Origin of the sequence: Paenibacillus chondroitinus NBRC 15376, from assembly GCF_004000765.1 — a bacterium.
GTDB lineage: Bacteria > Bacillota > Bacilli > Paenibacillales > NBRC-103111 > Paenibacillus_E > Paenibacillus_E chondroitinus.
In genome coordinates, this window is the sequence record NZ_BILW01000001.1 from 605,408 (window position 1) to 623,530 (window position 18,123).

Here is an 18,123-nt window from a genome sequence, read left to right on the forward strand (position 1 = left end):
TTATGGGTAGAAACGAGACGAAGATTTTTTCTGTCAAGGATTTAAACCGCTATATTAAATTGCTGCTTGAGGGCGACAATCGTCTTCAGGATGTATGGGTGCGAGGGGAGATTTCCAATTTCACGCATCATTCCAGCGGCCATATGTATTTTACGTTAAAGGATGCCGATGGCCGACTCAAGAGCATCATGTTCGCCTCCCATAACCAGAGGCTAGGCTTCATTCCCAAAGAGGGCACCAAGGTGATTGCCCGAGGTAATATTTCCGTGTATGAACGGGATGGTGCTTACCAGTTCTATGTGACGGCGATGCAGCCTGATGGCATCGGCAGCTTGTATTTAGCTTTCGAGCAGCTGAAAAAGAAGCTCGAAACGGAAGGGCTGTTCGCGGCGGAGCGCAAAAAACCGATTCCTCGGTTTCCACGCGAGATCGGCGTGATCACCTCCCCGACGGGGGCTGCTATCCGTGATGTCATCATCACGCTGCAGCGGCGCTTTCCGTCGGTGCAAATCCACCTGTACCCCGTACTGGTACAGGGGACAGGGGCAGCTCCTTCGATCGTCAAAGCGATCGAAGCGATGAACCGCCTCGGTGAAGCCGACGTGCTCATCGTGGGCCGTGGAGGCGGCTCACTGGAGGAACTGTGGGCGTTCAACGAGGAAGCCGTGGCGCGGGCTATTGCAGCCTCCGCGATTCCTGTCATCTCGGCCGTCGGCCACGAGACGGACTTCACGATCGCGGACTTCGTCGCCGATCTGAGAGCCCCGACGCCTACGGCGGCGGCGGAGCTCGCCGTGCCCAGCACGCTGGAGCTGAAGCAGCAGCTATCGCAGCAGGCGCAGCGCCTGCACTACGGGCTGCTGCAGCAGCTGCGCCGCAAGCAGGAACGGCTGGAGCGCGCGAAGCGCTCGCCGTTCTTGACGAACCCCCGCAGGCAGCTGCTGATGCAGCCTGCGGAAAGGCTCGACCGGCTGGCGGAGCAGCTCGGTTACCGGATGCGCCAGCGCGTTCAGCGGCTGGCGGAACGGCACATGAAGCTGGAGCGTACGCTCAGCAGCTTCAATCCCAAAGAGCAGGCCGTGTTCGCAAGGCGGCGCCTCGATACCTCGGGGCGGCAGATGCTCACGGCCATGCAGACCCTCCTGCGTGCGAAGAAGCAGGAGTGGCAAGCCAGCGTCCGTCATCTGGACGCCCTAAGCCCGCTGAAGGTCATGCAGCGCGGCTACAGCTTGGCGTATGACGAAGAGGACCAGGTCCTCATTCGTTCCGTTAGCCAAGTGAAGGTTGGGGATCATGTGAAGATTCGCCTCAAGGACGGCAGATTGGACTGCCAAGTATCGGGGATGGAGGAGAACCAAAATGTCAACGAATGAAACGGAAGTAAGTTTTGAAGTCGCAATTGAGCAGTTGGAGCGTATTGTGGCGCAATTGGAAAGCGGCGACGTGCCTCTGGAGAAAGCAATCGAGCTTTATCAAGAAGGTGTGCGGCTCTCTCACTTGTGCGGCGTGAAGCTTGAGCAAGTCGAGAAGAAAATTGAGATGCTGGTTGAAGGGGAAACAGGCACTGTAAACAGAAAGCCTTTCCAACCTGTCTTGGAAGATAAGGGGAATTAGGTTGAAGACAATGTCCACTATTCGTGAATATATTGCTTCGAATGCTGAACTGGTCGAAGCAGCACTGATACAAGCTCTCCCTGCGCAGTGGAACGTACCTGCCTCTCTGCGTGAGTCCATGAACTATTCGCTGATGGCCGGCGGCAAACGGCTGCGGCCTATTCTCGTTCTGGCGGCAGCTGAGGCGCTTGGGGGATCTCAAGCAGCGGCTTTACCTGCTGCACTTGCGATTGAAATGGTGCATACGTACTCCTTGATTCATGATGACCTCCCTGCGATGGATAATGATGATTATCGTAGAGGGAAACTGACGAATCACAAAGTATACGGGGAAGCCATGGCTATTCTTGCAGGGGATGCTTTGTTGACACATGCTTTCTACAGCATCACGCAAGCCCACAAAGTTCACGGTATTCCAGCAGAGCGAGTGCTTGCCATTACAGAAGAGCTTGCAGCATACGCGGGTGCAAGAGGCATGGTTGGCGGTCAAGCCGCTGATATGCTTGGAGAACAGGGCTTAACGAAGCTTGAAGAGTTGGAGTTTATCCATCTCCATAAAACGAGCGATCTTATCGTATTTTCGCTGCGGGCGGGCGCACATATTGCCGGAGCTACACAAGGGCAGCTAGCTGCGTTAAGTGAATTCGGAAATGCGATCGGACTTGCTTTTCAAATTCAAGATGATATTTTGGATATTATCGGGGATGAGCAGAAGCTCGGCAAGCCGGTGAAGAGCGATGAGAAACAGCAAAAGGTGACTTACCCGTATTTTATCGGGCTCGAAGCTTCCGAAATGAAAGTCAAGGAATTGACCGAAAAGGCTAAGAAAGCGCTTCTGCAAGGCGGATTCACCAATCCCGAGAGGCTGTTTCAGCTTGCTGATTATTTAATGGAAAGAGATCATTAAAGGTTTATTTTACATATTTTGTTGTTACTTTGGGTGGATTTTCACGATTTGCCCAAAACTATGATATAATGGTGAAAAGAATCACAGTATTTTCACATTGAAAGTGAGGAAACAAGCGTGCTGCTCGAACAAATCAATCGACCTGAGGATTTGAAACGGTTATCCATGGCGGAGCTTGAGGTATTGGCTGGTGAAATCCGTCAATTTCTGATCGAAAAGTTATCCGTTACAGGTGGACATCTGTCCTCGAACTTAGGTGTGGTTGAGCTCACCATCGCATTACATACCTTGTTCCACAGCCCCTATGATAAATTGCTTTTTGATGTGGGTCATCAGGCGTATGTGCACAAAATTTTGACAGGCCGCAAGGATAAGTTTGATACATTGCGTAAGTACAAAGGCTTGTGTGGGTTTATCAAGCGATCCGAAAGTGAACATGACGTCTGGGAAGCCGGACACAGCAGTACCTCCTTATCCGCAGCGATGGGCATGGCCATGGCGCGTGATCTCAAGGGCGAACACAACAAAGTCGTTGCCATCATCGGTGACGGTGCCATTACTGGCGGCATGGCGTTAGAAGCCATGAATCATATTGGTCATGAGAAGAAGAATATTATGGTTATTCTGAATGACAACGAAATGTCCATTGCGCCCAACGTTGGGGCGATTCATAACTATTTAAGCAAGATTCGTTCGGATCGCCATTATTTGAAGGCGAAAGAAGAAGTTGAACATTTACTTAAGAAAATACCTGCCATTGGCGGCACTTTGGCTAAGACAGCGGAGAAGCTCAAGGACAGTCTCAAATATTTTGTGTTAAACGGAGTTTGGTTTGAAGAGTTAGGCTTTACTTACATTGGTCCTGTAGACGGACATAATTTGCCTGTTTTACTGGATACTTTGAAGCAAGCAGAGAAAGTCGTCGGGCCAGTGCTTGTGCATGTCGTCACTACAAAAGGAAAGGGTTACACGCCTGCTGAGCAAGATTCTCATAGCTGGCATGGGCCGGGACCTTACAAAATTGAGTCGGGCCAAGTGCTGAAATCGGTTGGACCTCCCATGTATACAGAGGTGTTTGGCAACACACTGATCCAGATGGCTGAACAGGATTCCCGCATTGTGGCGGTTACACCTGCAATGCCAGGGGGATCAGGCTTGCTCAAGTTTGCCAAGCAATTCCCAAGCCGCATGATCGACGTTGGGATTGCGGAACAGCATGCGGCTACGTTATGCGCAGGTTTAGCCAGCGAAGGATTAAAGCCGGTGTTTGCCGTGTATTCTACCTTCCTGCAAAGAGCTTACGACCAAGTGGTTCATGATATTTGCCGTCCGAAGTTGAACGTGGCCTTTGCCATTGACCGCGCCGGTTTTGTAGGACCTGATGGCGAAACTCACCAAGGCGTATACGATATCGCCTTCCTGCGCTCGTTGCCGAATATGGTGCTGATGATGCCGAAGGATGAGAAAGAATTACAGGATATGATGCAGACTGCTCTTGAATATGACGAAGGGCCAATTGCCTATCGTTATCCTCGGAATAGCGGAGTCGGGGCGAACCTCGATGAAGCGCCGAAAGCAATCCCGATCGGAACTTGGGAGACGCTGCGCGATGGCGATTATGCCGCTGTTTTGGCCGTGGGTCCAATGGTTCAAGTTGCCTTAGAGGCTTCTGAGCAATTAGCCAAAGAAGGAATCAAACTTCGCGTTGTGAACGCTCGCTTCATTAAACCGCTGGATGAAGTATATTTACACCAGTTGGCGAATGAATCGATACCGATCATCACGATGGAAGAAGGCGCCATTCAAGGCGGGTTCGGCAGTGCTGTCATGGAGTTTTTTGCAGCTAATCATTTCACAGGATTACATGTTAACGTGATGGGGATTCCCGATTACTTCGTTGAGCATGGATCGGTGAAGGAACAACGTGAAGAGGTCGGACTTACTGCACACAATTTAATTGCCGAAGTGAAGAAGCTCGTGCCTCGCAAAAGACAACGGGCCTAAACGCGGCAACGCTACGAATAGGAGTAAAGACAAACACAATGTCATCGGATAAAGAACGATTGGATTTATTGCTCTTGGAGCAAGGCTATTTTGAAAGCAGGGAAAAAGCAAAGGCCGCCATTATGGCAGGCCTTGTTTTTGCTGATGAAGAACCCGTAGACAAAGCAGGGATGAAGATCAGCCGTAAAGCTGTGCTGAAAGTGAAAGGGGCGCTTCATCCTTATGTAAGCAGAGGCGGCTTGAAGCTGGAAAAGGCGTTAAAACAGTTTGAGATCAATCTGGCTGGCGCTGTGATGGTCGATATCGGCGCATCCACAGGCGGGTTTACGGATTGTGCGCTGCAGAACGGCGCTTCCAAGGTTTACGCGGTTGATGTAGGTTACAATCAATTGGATTGGTCGCTGCGCAATGATGAGCGTGTTCAAGTGATGGAGAGAACGAATTTCCGTTACACCACAATGGAAGACCTGAACGGCCCGCGGCCAACTTTTGCCAGCATTGATGTCTCTTTTATTTCCTTGCGCATTATTTTACCTCCCCTGAAAGAAATCTTATTGAACGAGGGTGCCGTTGTAGCCCTCATTAAACCGCAGTTTGAAGCAGGGCGAGAGAAAGTGGGTAAATCAGGTGTTGTCCGGGATCCAGACGTGCATGCTGAAGTTTTGACCACTGTGCTCACTTTTGCAGAAGAGCTTGGTTTTCGATTGAAAGGATTAACCTACTCACCGATTACGGGTGGGGAAGGAAATATTGAATTTCTAGCTTACTGGTCAAGCGATTCGAATGATGATGCCACGCTTGCTGACGCTGCTTCGCTGAAAGACCTCATTGCCCTTACCGTAAAAGAAGCACAAAAATTGCATGGCAAATAAACTCATCTTTGAGCACCCTTTTTGCGGCCCAGAGATGGGTTTTTTCAGTAGATAAAGAAAGTATAAGTTTTTTACATTTGCTTCGCTCTACCTTGACAAACGCGCTCGTCCAGAAAAGCACGACGAAGTGGTTTTTCCTTGCTTCATAAAAAGGATTTACGGATCATATCCGCGAATACTATGGCGAGGTGAGGGACATGGAGAAGGGCGATGTCACAGTCATTTTGCTGATCCTGATTGTAGGTATAGGTTTTCTTTTTTTTCGATTTCAAAGGTGGCTGAATGGACCAACGAAAAAGCGAATCCGAATTCCAAAACATTCAGAAATTCCTCAGGATGAAGTTGTTGAGCTGCTGGAAGGCGCTGGCTTTGACGTGTTGGCAGGTAAAACCAAAATTCCAATCTCCATGACCTTGAACGATAAAGAGCAGCTGGAAAGCAGGCTATTTATTGACTATTTTGTCCAGAAGGATGATCGCATTTTCCTGGTTAAAGTAGCCAAGGAACGGAAGCCGCTTGAAATGACAGGCAGTTCCATTCGAGATATGCTGCTGGCTTACAGTCTTATTTATCCGGAGGCTGACGGGGTGCTTTATGTCGATATGGCCATGAATAAAATCAAAAAAATCACATTCCATATAGAGGTGTAGGCATGAAAGGTCAAAGGCATGTAAAAATCAGGGAAATCATTACGAATAACGAAATCGAAACGCAAGATGAATTGGTGGAGTCTCTGCGGGCGGCTGGTTTCCACGTTACCCAAGCGACGGTTTCCCGGGATATCAAAGAGCTTCATCTCATTAAAATCCCGCTGGATGACGGGAGATATAAATATTCGATGCCGGCCGATCAACGGTTCAACCCTATGCAAAGGCTGCGTAGAGCGCTTAGCGATCATTTTGTGAGCATTGATAGCACCGATAATCTGGTTGTGATGAAATGTCTGCCGGGTACTGCAAACACCATCTGTGCACTGATCGATAATTTGGAGTGGGAAGGTGTCATGGGAACCATTTGCGGTGATGATACGATTCTTGTGATTTGCCGCGGCAAAGAGAAAAGCGTTTCTTTTGTAAACGAAGTTATGTCCTTATTATCTTAAAGCCAGGAGGAATACATGCTTACAGAATTATCGATTCGTAATTTGGCGGTTATTGAACACGTGCATATCCGTTTTAAAATGGGGTTTCATGTCCTTACAGGGGAAACAGGCGCGGGGAAATCCATCATCATCGATGCGTTAACACTCATTGTTGGCGGCAGGGGTTCTTCCGATTTGGTCCGTTATGGAGCAGACAAAGCTGAGATTGAAGCCATGTTCGAGCTTCCGCCGACTCATCCGGTTTGGGATACGCTGACAGAGCTTGGCATTCAAGCTGATCCCGGTGAGCATCTGCTGATCCGTCGGGAAATTACGGCTACTGGGAAGAGCTCCAGCCGGATTAACGGTCAGCTCGTGAATCTTACGATGCTGCGCCAAACAGGGGAATGGCTCGTTAATATCCATGGACAGCACGAGCATCAATCGCTGCTCAACGATGAGGAGCACATCCATTCTCTTGATTTGTTCGGGGATGCGGAAATAGCTGCGGCTAAAAAAATCTATCAATCTGCTTATGATGAATATATGAAATTGCATAAGGATTTGCGCGAGCTTCAGGAAACGAGTAAACAAGCGCTTCAGATGCTGGATTTATATCGTTTCCAAATCGATGAGATATCGGCTGCGAAGCTGAAGGCTGGCGAAGATGAAGCTCTGGCGGAAGAGAAGCGCAAACTGGCCAATGCCGAAAGGCTGTATCAGAGCACTTCCGAAGCTTACGATTTCCTTTATGCGACGAACCGTGGCTTGGATGCCGCCGGCAAAGCCGTTTCTCGCATTCAGGATATCGTTCAATTGGATCCGGCTAATCTTACGCCATTGCTTGAACAGGCGCAATCCGCCTATTATCAGCTGGAGGATGCCGCTTACCAATTACGCGATTATCGGGAAGGCATTGAGTTCAACCCGTCACGTTTGGATTTTATCGAACAAAGATTGGATACAATCACGTCTCTTCGCCGAAAATATGGAGAGAATATTAAAGAGATCCTGACTTACTTGGAGAAAATAAAAACGGAAGTCGATACGATCGAGAATAAGGACGAGCATATTCAGAAGATTGAGGCGAAGCTTGCTGCACTCGAAAAGCAATTAGGCGTCGCTGCACTTGATCTTTCTAATTTGCGCCGCGGAATTGCTCAGCAGCTCGCCGTTCAGATTGAGCATGAGCTTCGCGATCTGCAGATGGAACGCACCCAGTTCCGCGTCCAAGTCGAGCAAGTGCTTGACGAGCGCAACGGGATCGAAGTCGAAGGGAAGAAAGTGAAATTTTCGCGCCAAGGGATCGATCAGATTGAATTTATGATGGCGCCTAATCCGGGGGAACCGCTTCGTGGCCTTAGCAAAATCGCTTCAGGTGGGGAATTGTCGCGAATCATGCTAGCCATGAAAACTATTTTTGCGCGAATCGATCAGATTCCTGTACTCGTCTTCGACGAAGTTGACACAGGGGTAAGTGGACGCGCGGCGCAAGCGATTGCTGAGAAAATGTCTAATTTGTCAGGCAGCTGTCAAGTTTTCTCGATTACACATTTACCGCAAGTCGCCAGCTTTGCTGATGTTCATTTCTATATTCGCAAAGAAGTTGATCAGGACAGAACGTTTACCCGGGTGCAAGATATGCCGGATTCCGGACGAATTGAAGAGTTGGCGCGGATGCTCGGCGGGGTCGAAGTGACAGAAACAACGCTGCATCATGCAGGGGAAATGCTTGCCATGGCAAGAAATAAGAAAGCAAGGGCATGAAAGTATAGATAGTCATCATTTTCAGTTATAAAACAGGGGGAGTGGGGTTAACTTATAGGTACGCATTTGACGACGAAGTTCGTCAGGGCCTAAGGATGTGTGAGGGAGCGTGAAGATATTGCAATCCAGCAAAAGGAAAAGATTGTTCGGACTCCTGCTCGTCTTCTTCGTTTGTATGGTAAGTTTGTCTCCGCCTTTTCAAAGTTTTGCCTCTTTCCCCCAAGAACTCCGCTTGTTTAGTGGTCAAGGGAAGCAGCTACAATTAACGATGCCCGTTAGCGCTCAAGTGACGGTCAAAGACACGGACATTGTGAAAGTAAATGGCAATGCTGAGCACTCATTTCAAGTTAATCTGAACGAACCCATTTCATTACAGTCCGATCGCTCTGGGCAAACCGAAATGAAGCTCAAGCTGTTCGGCGCAATACCGATTAAAACGGTGAAAGTGAATGTCGTACCTGATTTGAAAGTCATTCCAGGTGGCCAAACCATCGGAGTGAAGATTAAGTCTGCCGGTATTCTGGTGGTAGGTCATCACTTGGTCACTGTTGCCCCAGACCAAAAAGTTTCACCTGGAGAAGAAGCGAAAATTCAAGTCGGTGATTTGATTACCAAAATCAATGGCAAGGATTCGAAGGATGTCAGTAAGGTTGCGGACCTGGTTGCCAAATCCGGAGAGAGCAAAACGCCTCTGGATCTCAAAATCCTGCGCAACAATGAAGAGATCTCGGTTAAGCTTCAACCCGTTTATGATGTTGTAGACAAGTCTTATCGTTTGGGATTATATATCCGCGACTCAGCTGCAGGTGTTGGCACGCTGACCTTCTATGCGCCTGATCAGGGTGTGTATGGAGCTCTGGGACATGTCATCACGGATATGGATACCCAGACGCCAATTATTGTAGGTGACGGGGATATCGTGTATTCTAATGTGACCTCAATCTCCAAAAGCCACAATGGCGATCCCGGAGAAAAACATGCTACGCTTTACAAAGATAGCAAAGTGATTGGCAATATCGAACGTAACACAGCTTTCGGTATCTTCGGCAAAATGTATGCGGCGCCTGATCACAGCTTGGATAAAGAAGCTATTCCTGTTGCTTTCGCTGAGGAAGTGAAGGAAGGTCCGGCACAGATTTATACCGTCGTCGAAGGCCAGAAGGTTGAGAAATTCGATATTCAGGTTGTTCACGTCTCTAAACAGGACACGCCAGGAACAAAAGGCATGGTCATCAAAATCACAGATCCTCGTTTGTTAGATAAAACTGGCGGTATTGTGCAAGGGATGAGCGGCAGCCCCATCATTCAAAATGGGAAACTCATCGGTGCCGTCACGCATGTGTTTGTTAATGATCCTACAAGCGGCTATGGCTGCTTTATCGAGTGGATGCTGCAAGACTCAGGGATCATTCTTAGACCATCAAATGGAGCGACTTTCAAAGAATCAAAGGCGAGCTAAAGCCTTTGGTTCTTTGTTTTATTTTAACCGGATTCTACAAAGGAATATCCGTTTTACTGTAAATTTGTCGAAAAATGTAGTATGCAGAAGATAAATATATTATTATATAAGAAAGTGAAATAAAAGAAAAGAAAAATAATATTCGACAGAAGGAATTTAAGTTGGGGTGTCGAATACCTTTTGTAAGAGAGAAATAACCAAACCTGCCCAGTAGCTAAAGGAGGATTTTACGTTGCAAAAAATTCAAGTTTTACTAGCCGACGATAACCGTGAGTTTACCCATTTATTATCCGAGTTCATTGGTGAGCAAGAGGATATGGAAATTGTAGGGGTTGCGTACAACGGTAATGAAGTTCTTCGATTTCTCGAACAACAACGCGAATTACCAGACGTACTCATTTTAGATATTATTATGCCTCATCTGGACGGTTTGGGCGTACTCGAAAAAATGAGGGAAATGAACCTCCCTACACAACCCAAGATCATCATGTTGACTGCGTTCGGTCAGGAAAACATTACGCAAAAGGCTGTACAGCTCGGAGCCTCTTATTACATACTAAAGCCTTTTGACATGGAAACGTTGACGAATCGAATCCGCCAGCTGGTCGGCAATACGCAAACCAATGCGACAACCTCCACGGCTTCAACACCTCGCGCGAATGTCGTACATATGCCTAAAGGAAAAAATTTGGACGCAAATATCACAAGCATCATACATGAAATCGGCGTTCCTGCACATATTAAAGGATATCAATATCTTCGCGAAGCAATTACGATGGTGTATAATAACATCGAGATTCTAGGCGCGATCACCAAAACGCTCTACCCAGCTATCGCTGAAAAGTACAAAACGACGCCTAGCTGCGTCGAGCGCGCGATTCGTCATGCGATTGAAGTCGCTTGGACGCGCGGCAACATCGACAGCATTTCCTTTATTTTTGGCTACACGATTAATATCTCGAAATCGAAGCCGACGAATAGCGAATTTATCGCCATGGTGGCAGATAAGCTCAGAATTGAGCATAAGGTCTCTTGAGACAGTTAGAATCTTTATAACCGTATATGGACCCAATGAACCAATTTGGTTTATTGGGTTTTATTGTTTTATTGTTTCTTATAACGAGATGAAGCGGAGGATTTTATCAATGAAATATGAACTCGGCAGGTGTCTGCTAAGGGAGCGTTTGCAAGAAAAGGGGATGTCGTTGGAGGAATTAGCGCAAGATTTGCATTATAAGCCGGAGAAACTTTCTGATTTCATGGAAAATAAACGAATTATGCCGCTCAAGTCGGCCATTTCGATTGCCGTTACTTTGGGTTGCGAAGTAAATGATTTATATGAATTAATCACAAGCGAGTCCGCCGTGAACTAATAAAAAAGACAATCTGCAGATGGAAGGTCAGAAAGACTACCTATCAAGTAGGTAGCCTTTCCGTAAGTCTAATTACCAAACGAATGCGCTAGTGATGATTACCAGTAAAATGAAAAGTACCAAGATTGCTGCTGCAGAATTATACCCACCAGTTCCACAACTCATCCGAATCAACCTCCAACTGAGATTTGGTTTGTGTTTCGAGATAGCTTATGACTACTTTCAAATGAATGTTTGGGCGAGAGGACTGATTGTGCTTTTGTCCCGAATTGCAAAAAAATTGGAACCAAACTTTGCAAATTTACGTTATACATCTAAGTCAAAACATACTAACCACCGTAAGGTAAAGCTTGGAGGCGCGAAGAAGTTGTTATTAACTTTAGTGATTGTTGTGGTTCTTATTGTTGCTATTGTGCTAGTTATGTATGGATACCCGGTTTTTGGACGACGGCCTTCCAATGAAAAAGCGTTGAAATTATCACGTTCTCCCCAATTTGTTCAAGGGAAATTTCAAAATCCTGCTCCTGCTATGATGGAGGTGAACTTAAAAACGACATTGGGTATTTTGCGTGATTTTACCAAAAGCGCCCCTAATCGTCGACCGTCCACTCCCTTGGTTATGGATGCACCGCTTCTCCAAAAGGATACTGAAACGAAAGTAACATGGTTTGGCCATTCCGCGTCACTGCTCACAATCGATGGAAAGGCTCTTTTGCTCGATCCTATGTTTGGCCGGGCTCCGTCCCCTTTTCCTTGGTTTGGGAAGGGAAGATATAGCGGCGGGTTGCCTTTTGAAGTTGCGGAACTGCCTGTCATTGACGCCATCGTGTTATCTCATGATCACTATGACCACCTGGATTACGGCACTATTCTGAAAATCAAGCATAAAGTAAATAAATTTTTGGTCCCGCTAGGGGTCGGAGGCCATTTGGAACGCTGGGGTGTGCCACCTGAAAAAATCGCGGAATACGATTGGTGGGATGAGTTCACCTACGATGGGCTGACATTTGCTTGTACGCCAGCGACTCATTTTTCAGGAAGAAGCATGACCGACCGCGGGGCTACGCTCTGGTGTTCCTGGGTAATCAAAGGCGAGCAATCGAATGTGTTTTTCAGCGGAGACAGCGGGTACTCCCCTCATTTTGAGGCGATTGGCCGGAAGTATGGCCCTTTCGATGTTACGTTAATGGAATGCGGCCAATATGATAAACGCTGGGCTGATATTCATATGCTGCCTGAAGAGACTGTACAAGCTCATCAGGATGTGAAAGGAAAGCTGCTCATTCCCATTCACTGGGGAGCTTTCACTTTAGCGCTGCATGATTGGTTCGATCCGGTGGAGCGGGCAGTGAAGGCGGCACATGGAAATCACGTCCGAATCGCAACGCCGAAAATCGGCCAAACCGTGCGTATTCATGCAGATGAAGTACCGAACACTGCTTGGTGGAGGATGCGGGGGTAGTCGCCAGGTTGGTAAGAAACTGGATACTGGGTCTTCAGCATGGTATGATGGGTAGATCTAGACAAGTAATCAGGAGAGAAGAATAATTTATGGTTGAGCAAAAAAGTGAAAGAAAATTTCATTTCCTGGGCGTGCTGTTAGGCGTAGCGGTTGATAATGTGGGGACTTTGGTATCAACCGTTTTATTTGGCAGCCTATACTTTGGAAGTAACCCGGTGAACGAGCAGGATATTAGCACTTTTTATTCAAATGTCATGCTTTTGCTGTTGTTTTTAGTCATTGGCCTTTTCTGGTCGTTTCTTGGCGGGTATGTCGCTGCCAGGGTAGCGAAACGTGCGGAATATTTTAATGCGGCATGTATCGGTGTCATTGGGGCGGCGATCGGGTTCGATTCGATGCTGAGCAATAACGGTATCCCATTATGGTATGAGCTGATTGGCTTCTTCGCGATCGTGCCGGTCTCGCTGTTAGGCGGCTATCTGGCATTGAAGAGGAAAAAGGCGCCATTGAAATGAATATGGTTTTCAAAAGAGACTTGGGTAGGGTTCGTTTACCGAGTCTTTTTTTTTTGGATTTTAGATCAAGAAATAAGTTATACTAGGAAACATGAATTTATTAGTTTGAGAGGAATCCAACCATGCCTAAATATGCAAATGCAAGTGCGGAAGCAACTGAATTTTTGCGCAAAAAAACAGGAAGCAGCCAGCTCGAATGCTACACGTATATTGACCCGGATCAGGCGGAAGACAGTTTTTTCATCGTTAAAACGAGCAACAAAGTCACTCATGTGTCTTTCTCGGAAATAACCTATGAAGCGAGCAGCTATCAAAGTTTACTAGAGGGGCTTTATCGGGCTATCTATGAATAAAGGCGTGACACGTAGAATGGTTATTGCGGGAACGGGCAGCGGTGTAGGCAAAACTACGCTAGCAATCGGAATCATGGCCGCTCTACAAAAACGCGGGCTGGCGGTTCAAGGTTTTAAATGCGGTCCCGACTATATTGATCCGACCTATCATAAAGCCGTGACAGGCAGGCCTTCCCGCAATTTGGATTCATGGATGGTAGGCCGTGAAGGGGTAAAGGAATTGTTTGTTCGCGGCAGCAAAGGCTCCGATATTTCAATTATCGAAGGCGTCATGGGGATGTTTGATGGAAAAGATCCGGCAACCGATGAGGGAAGTACGGCTGACATTGGACGAATTCTCGGTGCTCCTGTCGTTCTCATTGTGAATATTGCGAGCATGGCCAGAAGCGCAGCGGCTATTGTCAAGGGCTTTCAGCAATTTGGGCAAGGTGACAACATCATTGGAGTCCTTGCCAATCGTGCGGGTAGTGAAAGCCATTATAAGATGGTGAAGCAAGCAATCGAGCAGGAATGCGGCATTCCTGTTCTTGGCTGGATGCCGCGTGATGTGAGCATTGAGCTGCCGGAGAGGCATCTGGGGCTTGTCCCATCGATCGAAAGAGGTGAAATGCAGCCCTTCTTGGATCATTTAGCCGATCAGGTATCCGCTTATGTAAACTTGGACCAACTGTTTGAAGTGGCAGCGGCAAAACCGGTTGAATGTCAGCCGCGGCTTTTTTCTGGTGCAAATCCAGGTGCGCGGAAGCGTGTGAGAATTGCGGTAGCCAAAGATGCTGCATTTCACTTTTATTACCCGGAGAACCTTGAACTGTTGGAGGAAGGAGGCGCGCAATGCGTGTTCTTCTCACCACTTGCAGGGGAGGAGGTTCCGTTCGATGCGGATGGCTTATATCTCGGAGGCGGGTTTCCAGAAGAATTTGCTGACCGTCTGGGGGCCGATGAGCGGGTAAAAGCGTCTTTCCGCAATTGCATTGCGGGAGGTCTTCCAACGTTGGCGGAATGCGGCGGCTACATGTATTTAACGGAGCAAATTGTAGATACGACAGGAAATGCTTATAATATGGTAGGAATTGTTCCTGGGAAGGTGACCATGCAAAAGAAGTTAGCGGCATTAGGCTACCGTGAAATTACGGGTACGAATGAAGCCAACTTCTTACTCTCACCCGGGGCAAAAGCACGTGGACATGAGTTTCACTATTCCACTTTTGAACCAGCGGAGGGAGCGGTTATACCGGCTGCGTTTCAATCGAGTGGACGTATGGGGATTCGAACAGATGGATATGCGAGCGGGAGTCTTGTGGCCGGCTACACGCATTTACATTTCGCTTCGAATCCGGGGATTGTAGAAAAATGGATCCGCGCCTGCGAGCAATATAAAAGCGAGAAAAAGCAAAATGGTTGATCAGGATATCCTCCTGACCAACCATTTTCTAGATGCAGCAATTATTTTATGAGAGTTAAAGCTTGATCTGCGATGGATTCTTTGTATCGGTCTAGGCAGTTGCAAAGGTAATCTTTGCGGCAGATCGGGCAAGGTTCTTTCATCAATCTATTCAGGTCGGTCACTCTGCCGATTCCGGTTTCGGAATCTCTTTCAAAGAATAAACGGCATTTGTTCCGGTCTTTCAATGAAACGACCACTTCGAAAAGACCATTTTTTTTATTATCACTAACGATTGTTGCGTCTACTACTTGCGGATCATAAGCCATTAGTAATTCCTCCTACTAGCATGCCCTTATCTTTATTAGCTTGGGCGCGTTAGTATATTATATAAATAAAAAAGATTTTATTCAATAGGAGGCCTTAAGCCGGTGATAATCGATTATTGTGAGCAGGAAATCGTGGAGGGCAAGATGCAGCTCCATATCGGACTGCAGTTCGAGGATGAGCCTGATTCTTTATATGTAGCTGAGTTGGCGGTGGATGATGACGGAGTTGTCACGGAGTGGAAGCTGTTTTTTAACGGATTTGATTGCAAGTATACATTTCGTCCGGACGAAAAAGAAGCATGCATCCGTTATGCAGCTGAACAGGGCATTACGATTACATGAAAAAAGGAATCGTCCCCATGGTGATGGTTCAAATTCCTTGATTTGTGTTTATCCAGCTGTTTGGCTTGCAATTCTTTCAGCGTTGGCGTCTTTTTGGATACGGGATTCAAACCGTTCCAGTGTAAACGATGGATGGCAGGATCAAGCTTACCTTCTCGTAAATGGCGCTGCCGCAGCTTTTGCGCTTGCGATTTGGACATGGGATCTTCCTCTTTTCGTTGTAGAATATTCGTAGTACTTCTTCATTCTAAATATTCATGGGAGCAGTAGCAATGGAAAGTTTTTTTAAAATAAAAATAGATGTGAATCGAAGAGGGTGAGTGATTTGCGTATCAACATTCAATTGGCTGTGGCCGGCGATATGGTGAAGCAAGATGTGTTGGAAATCGCTGAACATAAGCTAGGGGAAATGACAGAGGAAGAAATAGAGAGCGCGATTGAAATCAAGATCAGGACTTGGGTCGACCGCATGATCCAGGTGGAATGGGAAGTTATCGAGGAATAATGGTGAAAAAATAGCTCCGAGTTTGGCATTCTTTCCGCCTCTCGGAGCATTACTATGTGTGTCTATGTATGATTAGTGAACGATATTGCCCACTCCTGTCTTTTGCAAGGCGTGTTCCCAGCTCGGGTAGTAATACAGGGCGTTTTTCATAAGATCAGGATGCAGCTTCTTCACATTTTTCTTGGATAGTGATTCGCCTGTGCTGTGAAGCTGCACAATATGGCCTAGCACTTCCTCTGCGCTCATGTTTAGCTCCATGGATGATTCTCCTTTCCTGAAGAATATAACCTCAATGCTTGCCATTAACTGCGCATATTATACATAGAATTTCATGGCAGAGGGCAAAATAGACGTATCTATAGACGAAAGGAAAGTCGGTGTCTATTTTGAATTGGTCCTCGCTGTCATTGTTTTCTTCTAAGCCGCTGCCGCAGTGCAGAGGGAAAATTAGCGCAGGAGCGATCACGAAAGTACTGCTTCGTGATTTACCCCCTGGACGCATTGTCGTGCTCCGGCATCGTGACCTCGATGAAGTAGCCGCTCAAGAGCTTATCGATAAGAAAGTCAAGGCTGTCATTAATTGCGATCTGACAATGAGCGGCAGGTATCCGACTCTCGGTCCTCTTATGCTGCTTCAAGAACAAATTCCGATTTGGGAAGCTGATACCGCTGTATTCGAGGTTTTCAAGACTAATTCGGAAATTTCTGTTTATGAGGATCGGATCCTAATGGAGGATCAAGTGATTCCTTGCAGCGCTTTTACACGTGAAAAATGGCTTTGCATGCAGCAGCAAGCGAATGAACGGACGACGCAATTGATGGAGCATTTCATTGAGAATACGTTATCTTACGCCATGCGTGAAATGCATGCGGTCATGGAGCCGCTCCCGCAGATTGCTATCCAAACGAATTTGGAAGATAAGCATGTGTTGATTGTTTCCAGAGGAAAAGGGTATAAGAAGGATTTGCTTGCCGCAAAAGCTTATATTGCTGAAGTAAAGCCAGTGCTGATCGGGGTGGATGGCGGGGCGGACGCTCTTCTCGAGTGCGGCTATTTGCCTCATTTAATCGTTGGCGATATGGACAGCGTGACAGATAAGGCGCTCTCTTGCGGCGCTGAAATCGTTGTGCATGCTTATGCAGATGGAACCGCTCCGGGACTATCACGAATCGAAGATTTGGGGCTGTCCGCCCATGTGCTTCCATGTTTTGGTACAAGCGAGGATATGGCGCTGTTGTTTGCCTATGAGAAAGGGTGCGAAGTGTTAGTAACGGTTGGCGCGCGCACGCATATGATTGATTTTCTGGAAAAAGGGAGAGCGGGCATGGGGAGCACGCTCCTGGTCAGAATGAAAGTCGGGGCGCGATTGGTGGACATCAAGAGCATAGGCATCCTATATAAGTCTCGCGGTTGGACGAAAGAGATTAGCTCAACTTTGTTGCTTTCCCTATTTTTTATCGCATTGAGTCTATTCCAATTGCATTGGATCGTGAAGCGGGTCGCCCATGTCGTATGGAAACTCGGAGGTGAAGGATGAAACCTTACATATCCATTATCATTCCTGCTTGGAATGAGGAGGGAAGCATTGAACATACGCTGCGGCACCTGCAGGATCAAGTGGATCTGATGTACAATCCGGGAATGAGAATAGAAATTATCGTGGTGGACGACGGGAGCTGCGATAAAACTTATGAAGCCGCTTGGCCGTGGGCGGACAAGCTGATTAAGCATGATCGCCGCTGCGGGAAAGGGGCGGCCATGCAGTCAGGCGTCGCCGAAGCCAGAGGCGATCTGCTGCTCTTTCTGGACGCCGACCTGCGGGCTACGGCTGGGCGGGCGCTCGTGCTCATCGAGCCGCTGCTGCGGCACGAAGCCGACATGGCGATCGCGAAGCTGCCGCCGCCTCGCACCAAAGCCGGCTTCGGCTTGGTGAAGGGCTTGGCCCGCCGCGGCATCCGCCGACTCAGCGGCTATGAGACCGAAGCTCCCTTGTCCGGCCAGCGCGCTGTGCGCGCGGATCGGCTGCGGGAGCTTGGGGAGCTTCGGCGCGGCTTCGGCGTCGAAGTCGCGCTAACCATCGATGCGGCGCGGCGCGGCCTGCGCATCGTGGAGCTGGACGTGCCAATCACGCACCGGGAAACGGGGCGGGATTGGCACG

23 protein-coding genes are annotated in these 18,123 nt (G+C 47.8%); 19 read left to right on the plus strand and 4 right to left on the minus strand.

Annotated elements, in window-relative coordinates; all coding sequences use genetic code 11:
• Positions 1–2 precede the first annotated feature (2 nt).
• From xseA to PCH02S_RS02465, 11 genes are all read left to right on the plus strand, one after another.
• Positions 3–1,373 (plus strand): exodeoxyribonuclease VII large subunit, encoded by a 1,371-nt coding sequence (xseA, locus tag PCH02S_RS02415; RefSeq protein WP_127449657.1) that lies wholly within the window; start codon positions 3–5, stop codon positions 1,371–1,373.
• Complete coding sequence (xseB, locus tag PCH02S_RS02420) at positions 1,360–1,614, plus strand: exodeoxyribonuclease VII small subunit (protein WP_127449659.1); 255 nt, start codon at positions 1,360–1,362, stop codon at positions 1,612–1,614. The genes xseA and xseB overlap by 14 nt, the downstream gene beginning before the upstream one ends.
• A gap of 10 nt (positions 1,615–1,624) precedes the next feature.
• The gene (locus PCH02S_RS02425) at positions 1,625–2,521 is read left to right on the plus strand and encodes a polyprenyl synthetase family protein (RefSeq protein WP_127449781.1); all 897 of its coding nucleotides are present in this window, start codon (positions 1,625–1,627) and stop codon (positions 2,519–2,521) included.
• A 117-nt stretch (positions 2,522–2,638) separates the two neighbouring features.
• Positions 2,639–4,525: a 1-deoxy-D-xylulose-5-phosphate synthase gene (dxs, locus tag PCH02S_RS02430; protein WP_127449661.1), complete on the plus strand. Its 1,887-nt coding sequence runs from the start codon at positions 2,639–2,641 to the stop codon at positions 4,523–4,525.
• Between the two features lie 38 nt (positions 4,526–4,563).
• Positions 4,564–5,397: a TlyA family RNA methyltransferase gene (locus tag PCH02S_RS02435; protein WP_127449663.1), complete on the plus strand. Its 834-nt coding sequence runs from the start codon at positions 4,564–4,566 to the stop codon at positions 5,395–5,397.
• Between the two features lie 197 nt (positions 5,398–5,594).
• Positions 5,595–6,047: a hypothetical protein gene (locus PCH02S_RS02440; RefSeq protein ID WP_127449665.1), complete on the plus strand. Its 453-nt coding sequence runs from the start codon at positions 5,595–5,597 to the stop codon at positions 6,045–6,047.
• Positions 6,048–6,049: 2 nt separating this feature from the next.
• Positions 6,050–6,499, plus strand: coding sequence for a transcriptional regulator AhrC/ArgR (gene ahrC / locus PCH02S_RS02445; RefSeq protein WP_127449667.1), 450 nt, complete (start codon positions 6,050–6,052; stop codon positions 6,497–6,499).
• A gap of 15 nt (positions 6,500–6,514) precedes the next feature.
• Positions 6,515–8,245, plus strand: a complete 1,731-nt coding sequence (gene recN, locus PCH02S_RS02450) for a DNA repair protein RecN (RefSeq protein WP_127449669.1) — start codon at positions 6,515–6,517, stop codon at positions 8,243–8,245.
• A 118-nt stretch (positions 8,246–8,363) separates the two neighbouring features.
• A complete protein-coding gene (gene spoIVB / locus PCH02S_RS02455; protein ID WP_174806719.1) occupies positions 8,364–9,704 on the plus strand; it encodes a SpoIVB peptidase in 1,341 nt (446 codons plus the stop codon).
• A gap of 232 nt (positions 9,705–9,936) precedes the next feature.
• The gene (gene spo0A / locus PCH02S_RS02460) at positions 9,937–10,740 is read left to right on the plus strand and encodes a sporulation transcription factor Spo0A (protein WP_127449673.1); all 804 of its coding nucleotides are present in this window, start codon (positions 9,937–9,939) and stop codon (positions 10,738–10,740) included.
• 109 nt (positions 10,741–10,849) lie between these two features.
• On the plus strand, positions 10,850–11,077 hold the full coding sequence (locus tag PCH02S_RS02465) for a helix-turn-helix domain-containing protein (protein ID WP_127449675.1): 228 nt from the start codon (positions 10,850–10,852) through the stop codon (positions 11,075–11,077).
• A gap of 72 nt (positions 11,078–11,149) precedes the next feature.
• Here PCH02S_RS02465 and PCH02S_RS02470 read toward each other — a convergent pair whose 3' ends face one another.
• Complete coding sequence (locus PCH02S_RS02470; RefSeq protein ID WP_127449676.1) at positions 11,150–11,242, minus strand: YjcZ family sporulation protein; 93 nt, start codon at positions 11,240–11,242, stop codon at positions 11,150–11,152.
• A 202-nt stretch (positions 11,243–11,444) separates the two neighbouring features.
• Here PCH02S_RS02470 and PCH02S_RS02475 point away from each other — a divergent pair, with 202 nt between their 5' ends.
• The 4 genes from PCH02S_RS02475 to PCH02S_RS02490 all read left to right on the plus strand — a co-directional run bounded on the left by PCH02S_RS02475 (position 11,445) and on the right by PCH02S_RS02490 (position 14,809).
• Positions 11,445–12,539 (plus strand): MBL fold metallo-hydrolase, encoded by a 1,095-nt coding sequence (locus PCH02S_RS02475; RefSeq protein WP_246068917.1) that lies wholly within the window; start codon positions 11,445–11,447, stop codon positions 12,537–12,539.
• Positions 12,540–12,628: 89 nt separating this feature from the next.
• A complete protein-coding gene (locus PCH02S_RS02480) occupies positions 12,629–13,054 on the plus strand; it encodes a hypothetical protein (RefSeq protein ID WP_127449678.1) in 426 nt (141 codons plus the stop codon).
• A gap of 122 nt (positions 13,055–13,176) precedes the next feature.
• Positions 13,177–13,407, plus strand: a complete 231-nt coding sequence (locus PCH02S_RS02485; RefSeq protein WP_127449681.1) for a hypothetical protein — start codon at positions 13,177–13,179, stop codon at positions 13,405–13,407.
• Positions 13,400–14,809, plus strand: a complete 1,410-nt coding sequence (locus tag PCH02S_RS02490; protein WP_127449683.1) for a cobyrinate a,c-diamide synthase — start codon at positions 13,400–13,402, stop codon at positions 14,807–14,809. Before PCH02S_RS02485 ends, PCH02S_RS02490 begins: the two co-directional genes overlap by 8 nt.
• A gap of 41 nt (positions 14,810–14,850) precedes the next feature.
• Here PCH02S_RS02490 and PCH02S_RS02495 read toward each other — a convergent pair whose 3' ends face one another.
• Entirely contained in the window at positions 14,851–15,117 is a 267-nt protein-coding gene (locus PCH02S_RS02495; RefSeq protein WP_127449685.1) for a hypothetical protein, read from the minus strand.
• A gap of 102 nt (positions 15,118–15,219) precedes the next feature.
• On the opposite strand from PCH02S_RS02495, the gene PCH02S_RS02500 reads away from it, so the two are divergent.
• Complete coding sequence (locus PCH02S_RS02500; RefSeq protein ID WP_127449687.1) at positions 15,220–15,459, plus strand: hypothetical protein; 240 nt, start codon at positions 15,220–15,222, stop codon at positions 15,457–15,459.
• Here the strand turns inward: PCH02S_RS02500 and PCH02S_RS02505 are convergent.
• On the minus strand, positions 15,426–15,659 hold the full coding sequence (locus PCH02S_RS02505) for a hypothetical protein (protein WP_127449689.1): 234 nt from the start codon (positions 15,657–15,659) through the stop codon (positions 15,426–15,428). The genes PCH02S_RS02500 and PCH02S_RS02505 overlap by 34 nt on opposite strands.
• A gap of 125 nt (positions 15,660–15,784) precedes the next feature.
• Between PCH02S_RS02505 and PCH02S_RS02510 the strand changes: the two genes are divergently transcribed.
• Positions 15,785–15,964 carry a hypothetical protein gene (locus PCH02S_RS02510; RefSeq protein WP_127449691.1) on the plus strand — a complete coding sequence of 60 codons (180 nt, stop codon included), beginning with the start codon at positions 15,785–15,787 and terminating at the stop codon, positions 15,962–15,964.
• A 72-nt stretch (positions 15,965–16,036) separates the two neighbouring features.
• On the opposite strand, the gene PCH02S_RS02515 is transcribed toward PCH02S_RS02510, so the two are convergent.
• Positions 16,037–16,222, minus strand: a complete 186-nt coding sequence (locus tag PCH02S_RS02515) for a hypothetical protein (RefSeq protein ID WP_127449693.1) — start codon at positions 16,220–16,222, stop codon at positions 16,037–16,039.
• Between the two features lie 119 nt (positions 16,223–16,341).
• On the opposite strand from PCH02S_RS02515, the gene steA reads away from it, so the two are divergent.
• Both steA and PCH02S_RS02525 read left to right on the plus strand, forming a co-directional pair.
• On the plus strand, positions 16,342–17,502 hold the full coding sequence (gene steA, locus PCH02S_RS02520) for a putative cytokinetic ring protein SteA (RefSeq protein WP_127449695.1): 1,161 nt from the start codon (positions 16,342–16,344) through the stop codon (positions 17,500–17,502).
• Positions 17,499–18,123: glycosyltransferase family 2 protein (locus tag PCH02S_RS02525; protein WP_127449697.1), on the plus strand; the 625-nt coding region annotated here is incomplete at its 3' end. The genes steA and PCH02S_RS02525, both read left to right, overlap by 4 nt.

What these genes read in the sequence shown, in the direction of transcription:
- PCH02S_RS02425 (WP_127449781.1), top strand. Translation starts at nt 1,625, where the DNA reads ATGTCCACTATTCGTGAATATATTGCTTCGAATGCTGAACTGGTCGAA.
- ahrC (WP_127449667.1), top strand. Translation starts at nt 6,050, where the DNA reads ATGAAAGGTCAAAGGCATGTAAAAATCAGGGAAATCATTACGAATAAC.
- PCH02S_RS02495 (WP_127449685.1), bottom strand. Translation starts at nt 15,117, where the DNA reads ATGGCTTATGATCCGCAAGTAGTAGACGCAACAATCGTTAGTGATAAT.
- PCH02S_RS02485 (WP_127449681.1), top strand. Translation starts at nt 13,177, where the DNA reads ATGCCTAAATATGCAAATGCAAGTGCGGAAGCAACTGAATTTTTGCGC.
- PCH02S_RS02515 (WP_127449693.1), bottom strand. Translation starts at nt 16,222, where the DNA reads ATGGAGCTAAACATGAGCGCAGAGGAAGTGCTAGGCCATATTGTGCAG.
- PCH02S_RS02490 (WP_127449683.1), top strand. Translation starts at nt 13,400, where the DNA reads ATGAATAAAGGCGTGACACGTAGAATGGTTATTGCGGGAACGGGCAGC.
- PCH02S_RS02435 (WP_127449663.1), top strand. Translation starts at nt 4,564, where the DNA reads ATGTCATCGGATAAAGAACGATTGGATTTATTGCTCTTGGAGCAAGGC.
- PCH02S_RS02440 (WP_127449665.1), top strand. Translation starts at nt 5,595, where the DNA reads ATGGAGAAGGGCGATGTCACAGTCATTTTGCTGATCCTGATTGTAGGT.
- PCH02S_RS02505 (WP_127449689.1), bottom strand. Translation starts at nt 15,659, where the DNA reads ATGTCCAAATCGCAAGCGCAAAAGCTGCGGCAGCGCCATTTACGAGAA.
- recN (WP_127449669.1), top strand. Translation starts at nt 6,515, where the DNA reads ATGCTTACAGAATTATCGATTCGTAATTTGGCGGTTATTGAACACGTG.
- xseA (WP_127449657.1), top strand. Translation starts at nt 3, where the DNA reads ATGGGTAGAAACGAGACGAAGATTTTTTCTGTCAAGGATTTAAACCGC.
- PCH02S_RS02465 (WP_127449675.1), top strand. Translation starts at nt 10,850, where the DNA reads ATGAAATATGAACTCGGCAGGTGTCTGCTAAGGGAGCGTTTGCAAGAA.
- xseB (WP_127449659.1), top strand. Translation starts at nt 1,360, where the DNA reads ATGTCAACGAATGAAACGGAAGTAAGTTTTGAAGTCGCAATTGAGCAG.
- PCH02S_RS02480 (WP_127449678.1), top strand. Translation starts at nt 12,629, where the DNA reads ATGGTTGAGCAAAAAAGTGAAAGAAAATTTCATTTCCTGGGCGTGCTG.
- PCH02S_RS02470 (WP_127449676.1), bottom strand. Translation starts at nt 11,242, where the DNA reads ATGAGTTGTGGAACTGGTGGGTATAATTCTGCAGCAGCAATCTTGGTA.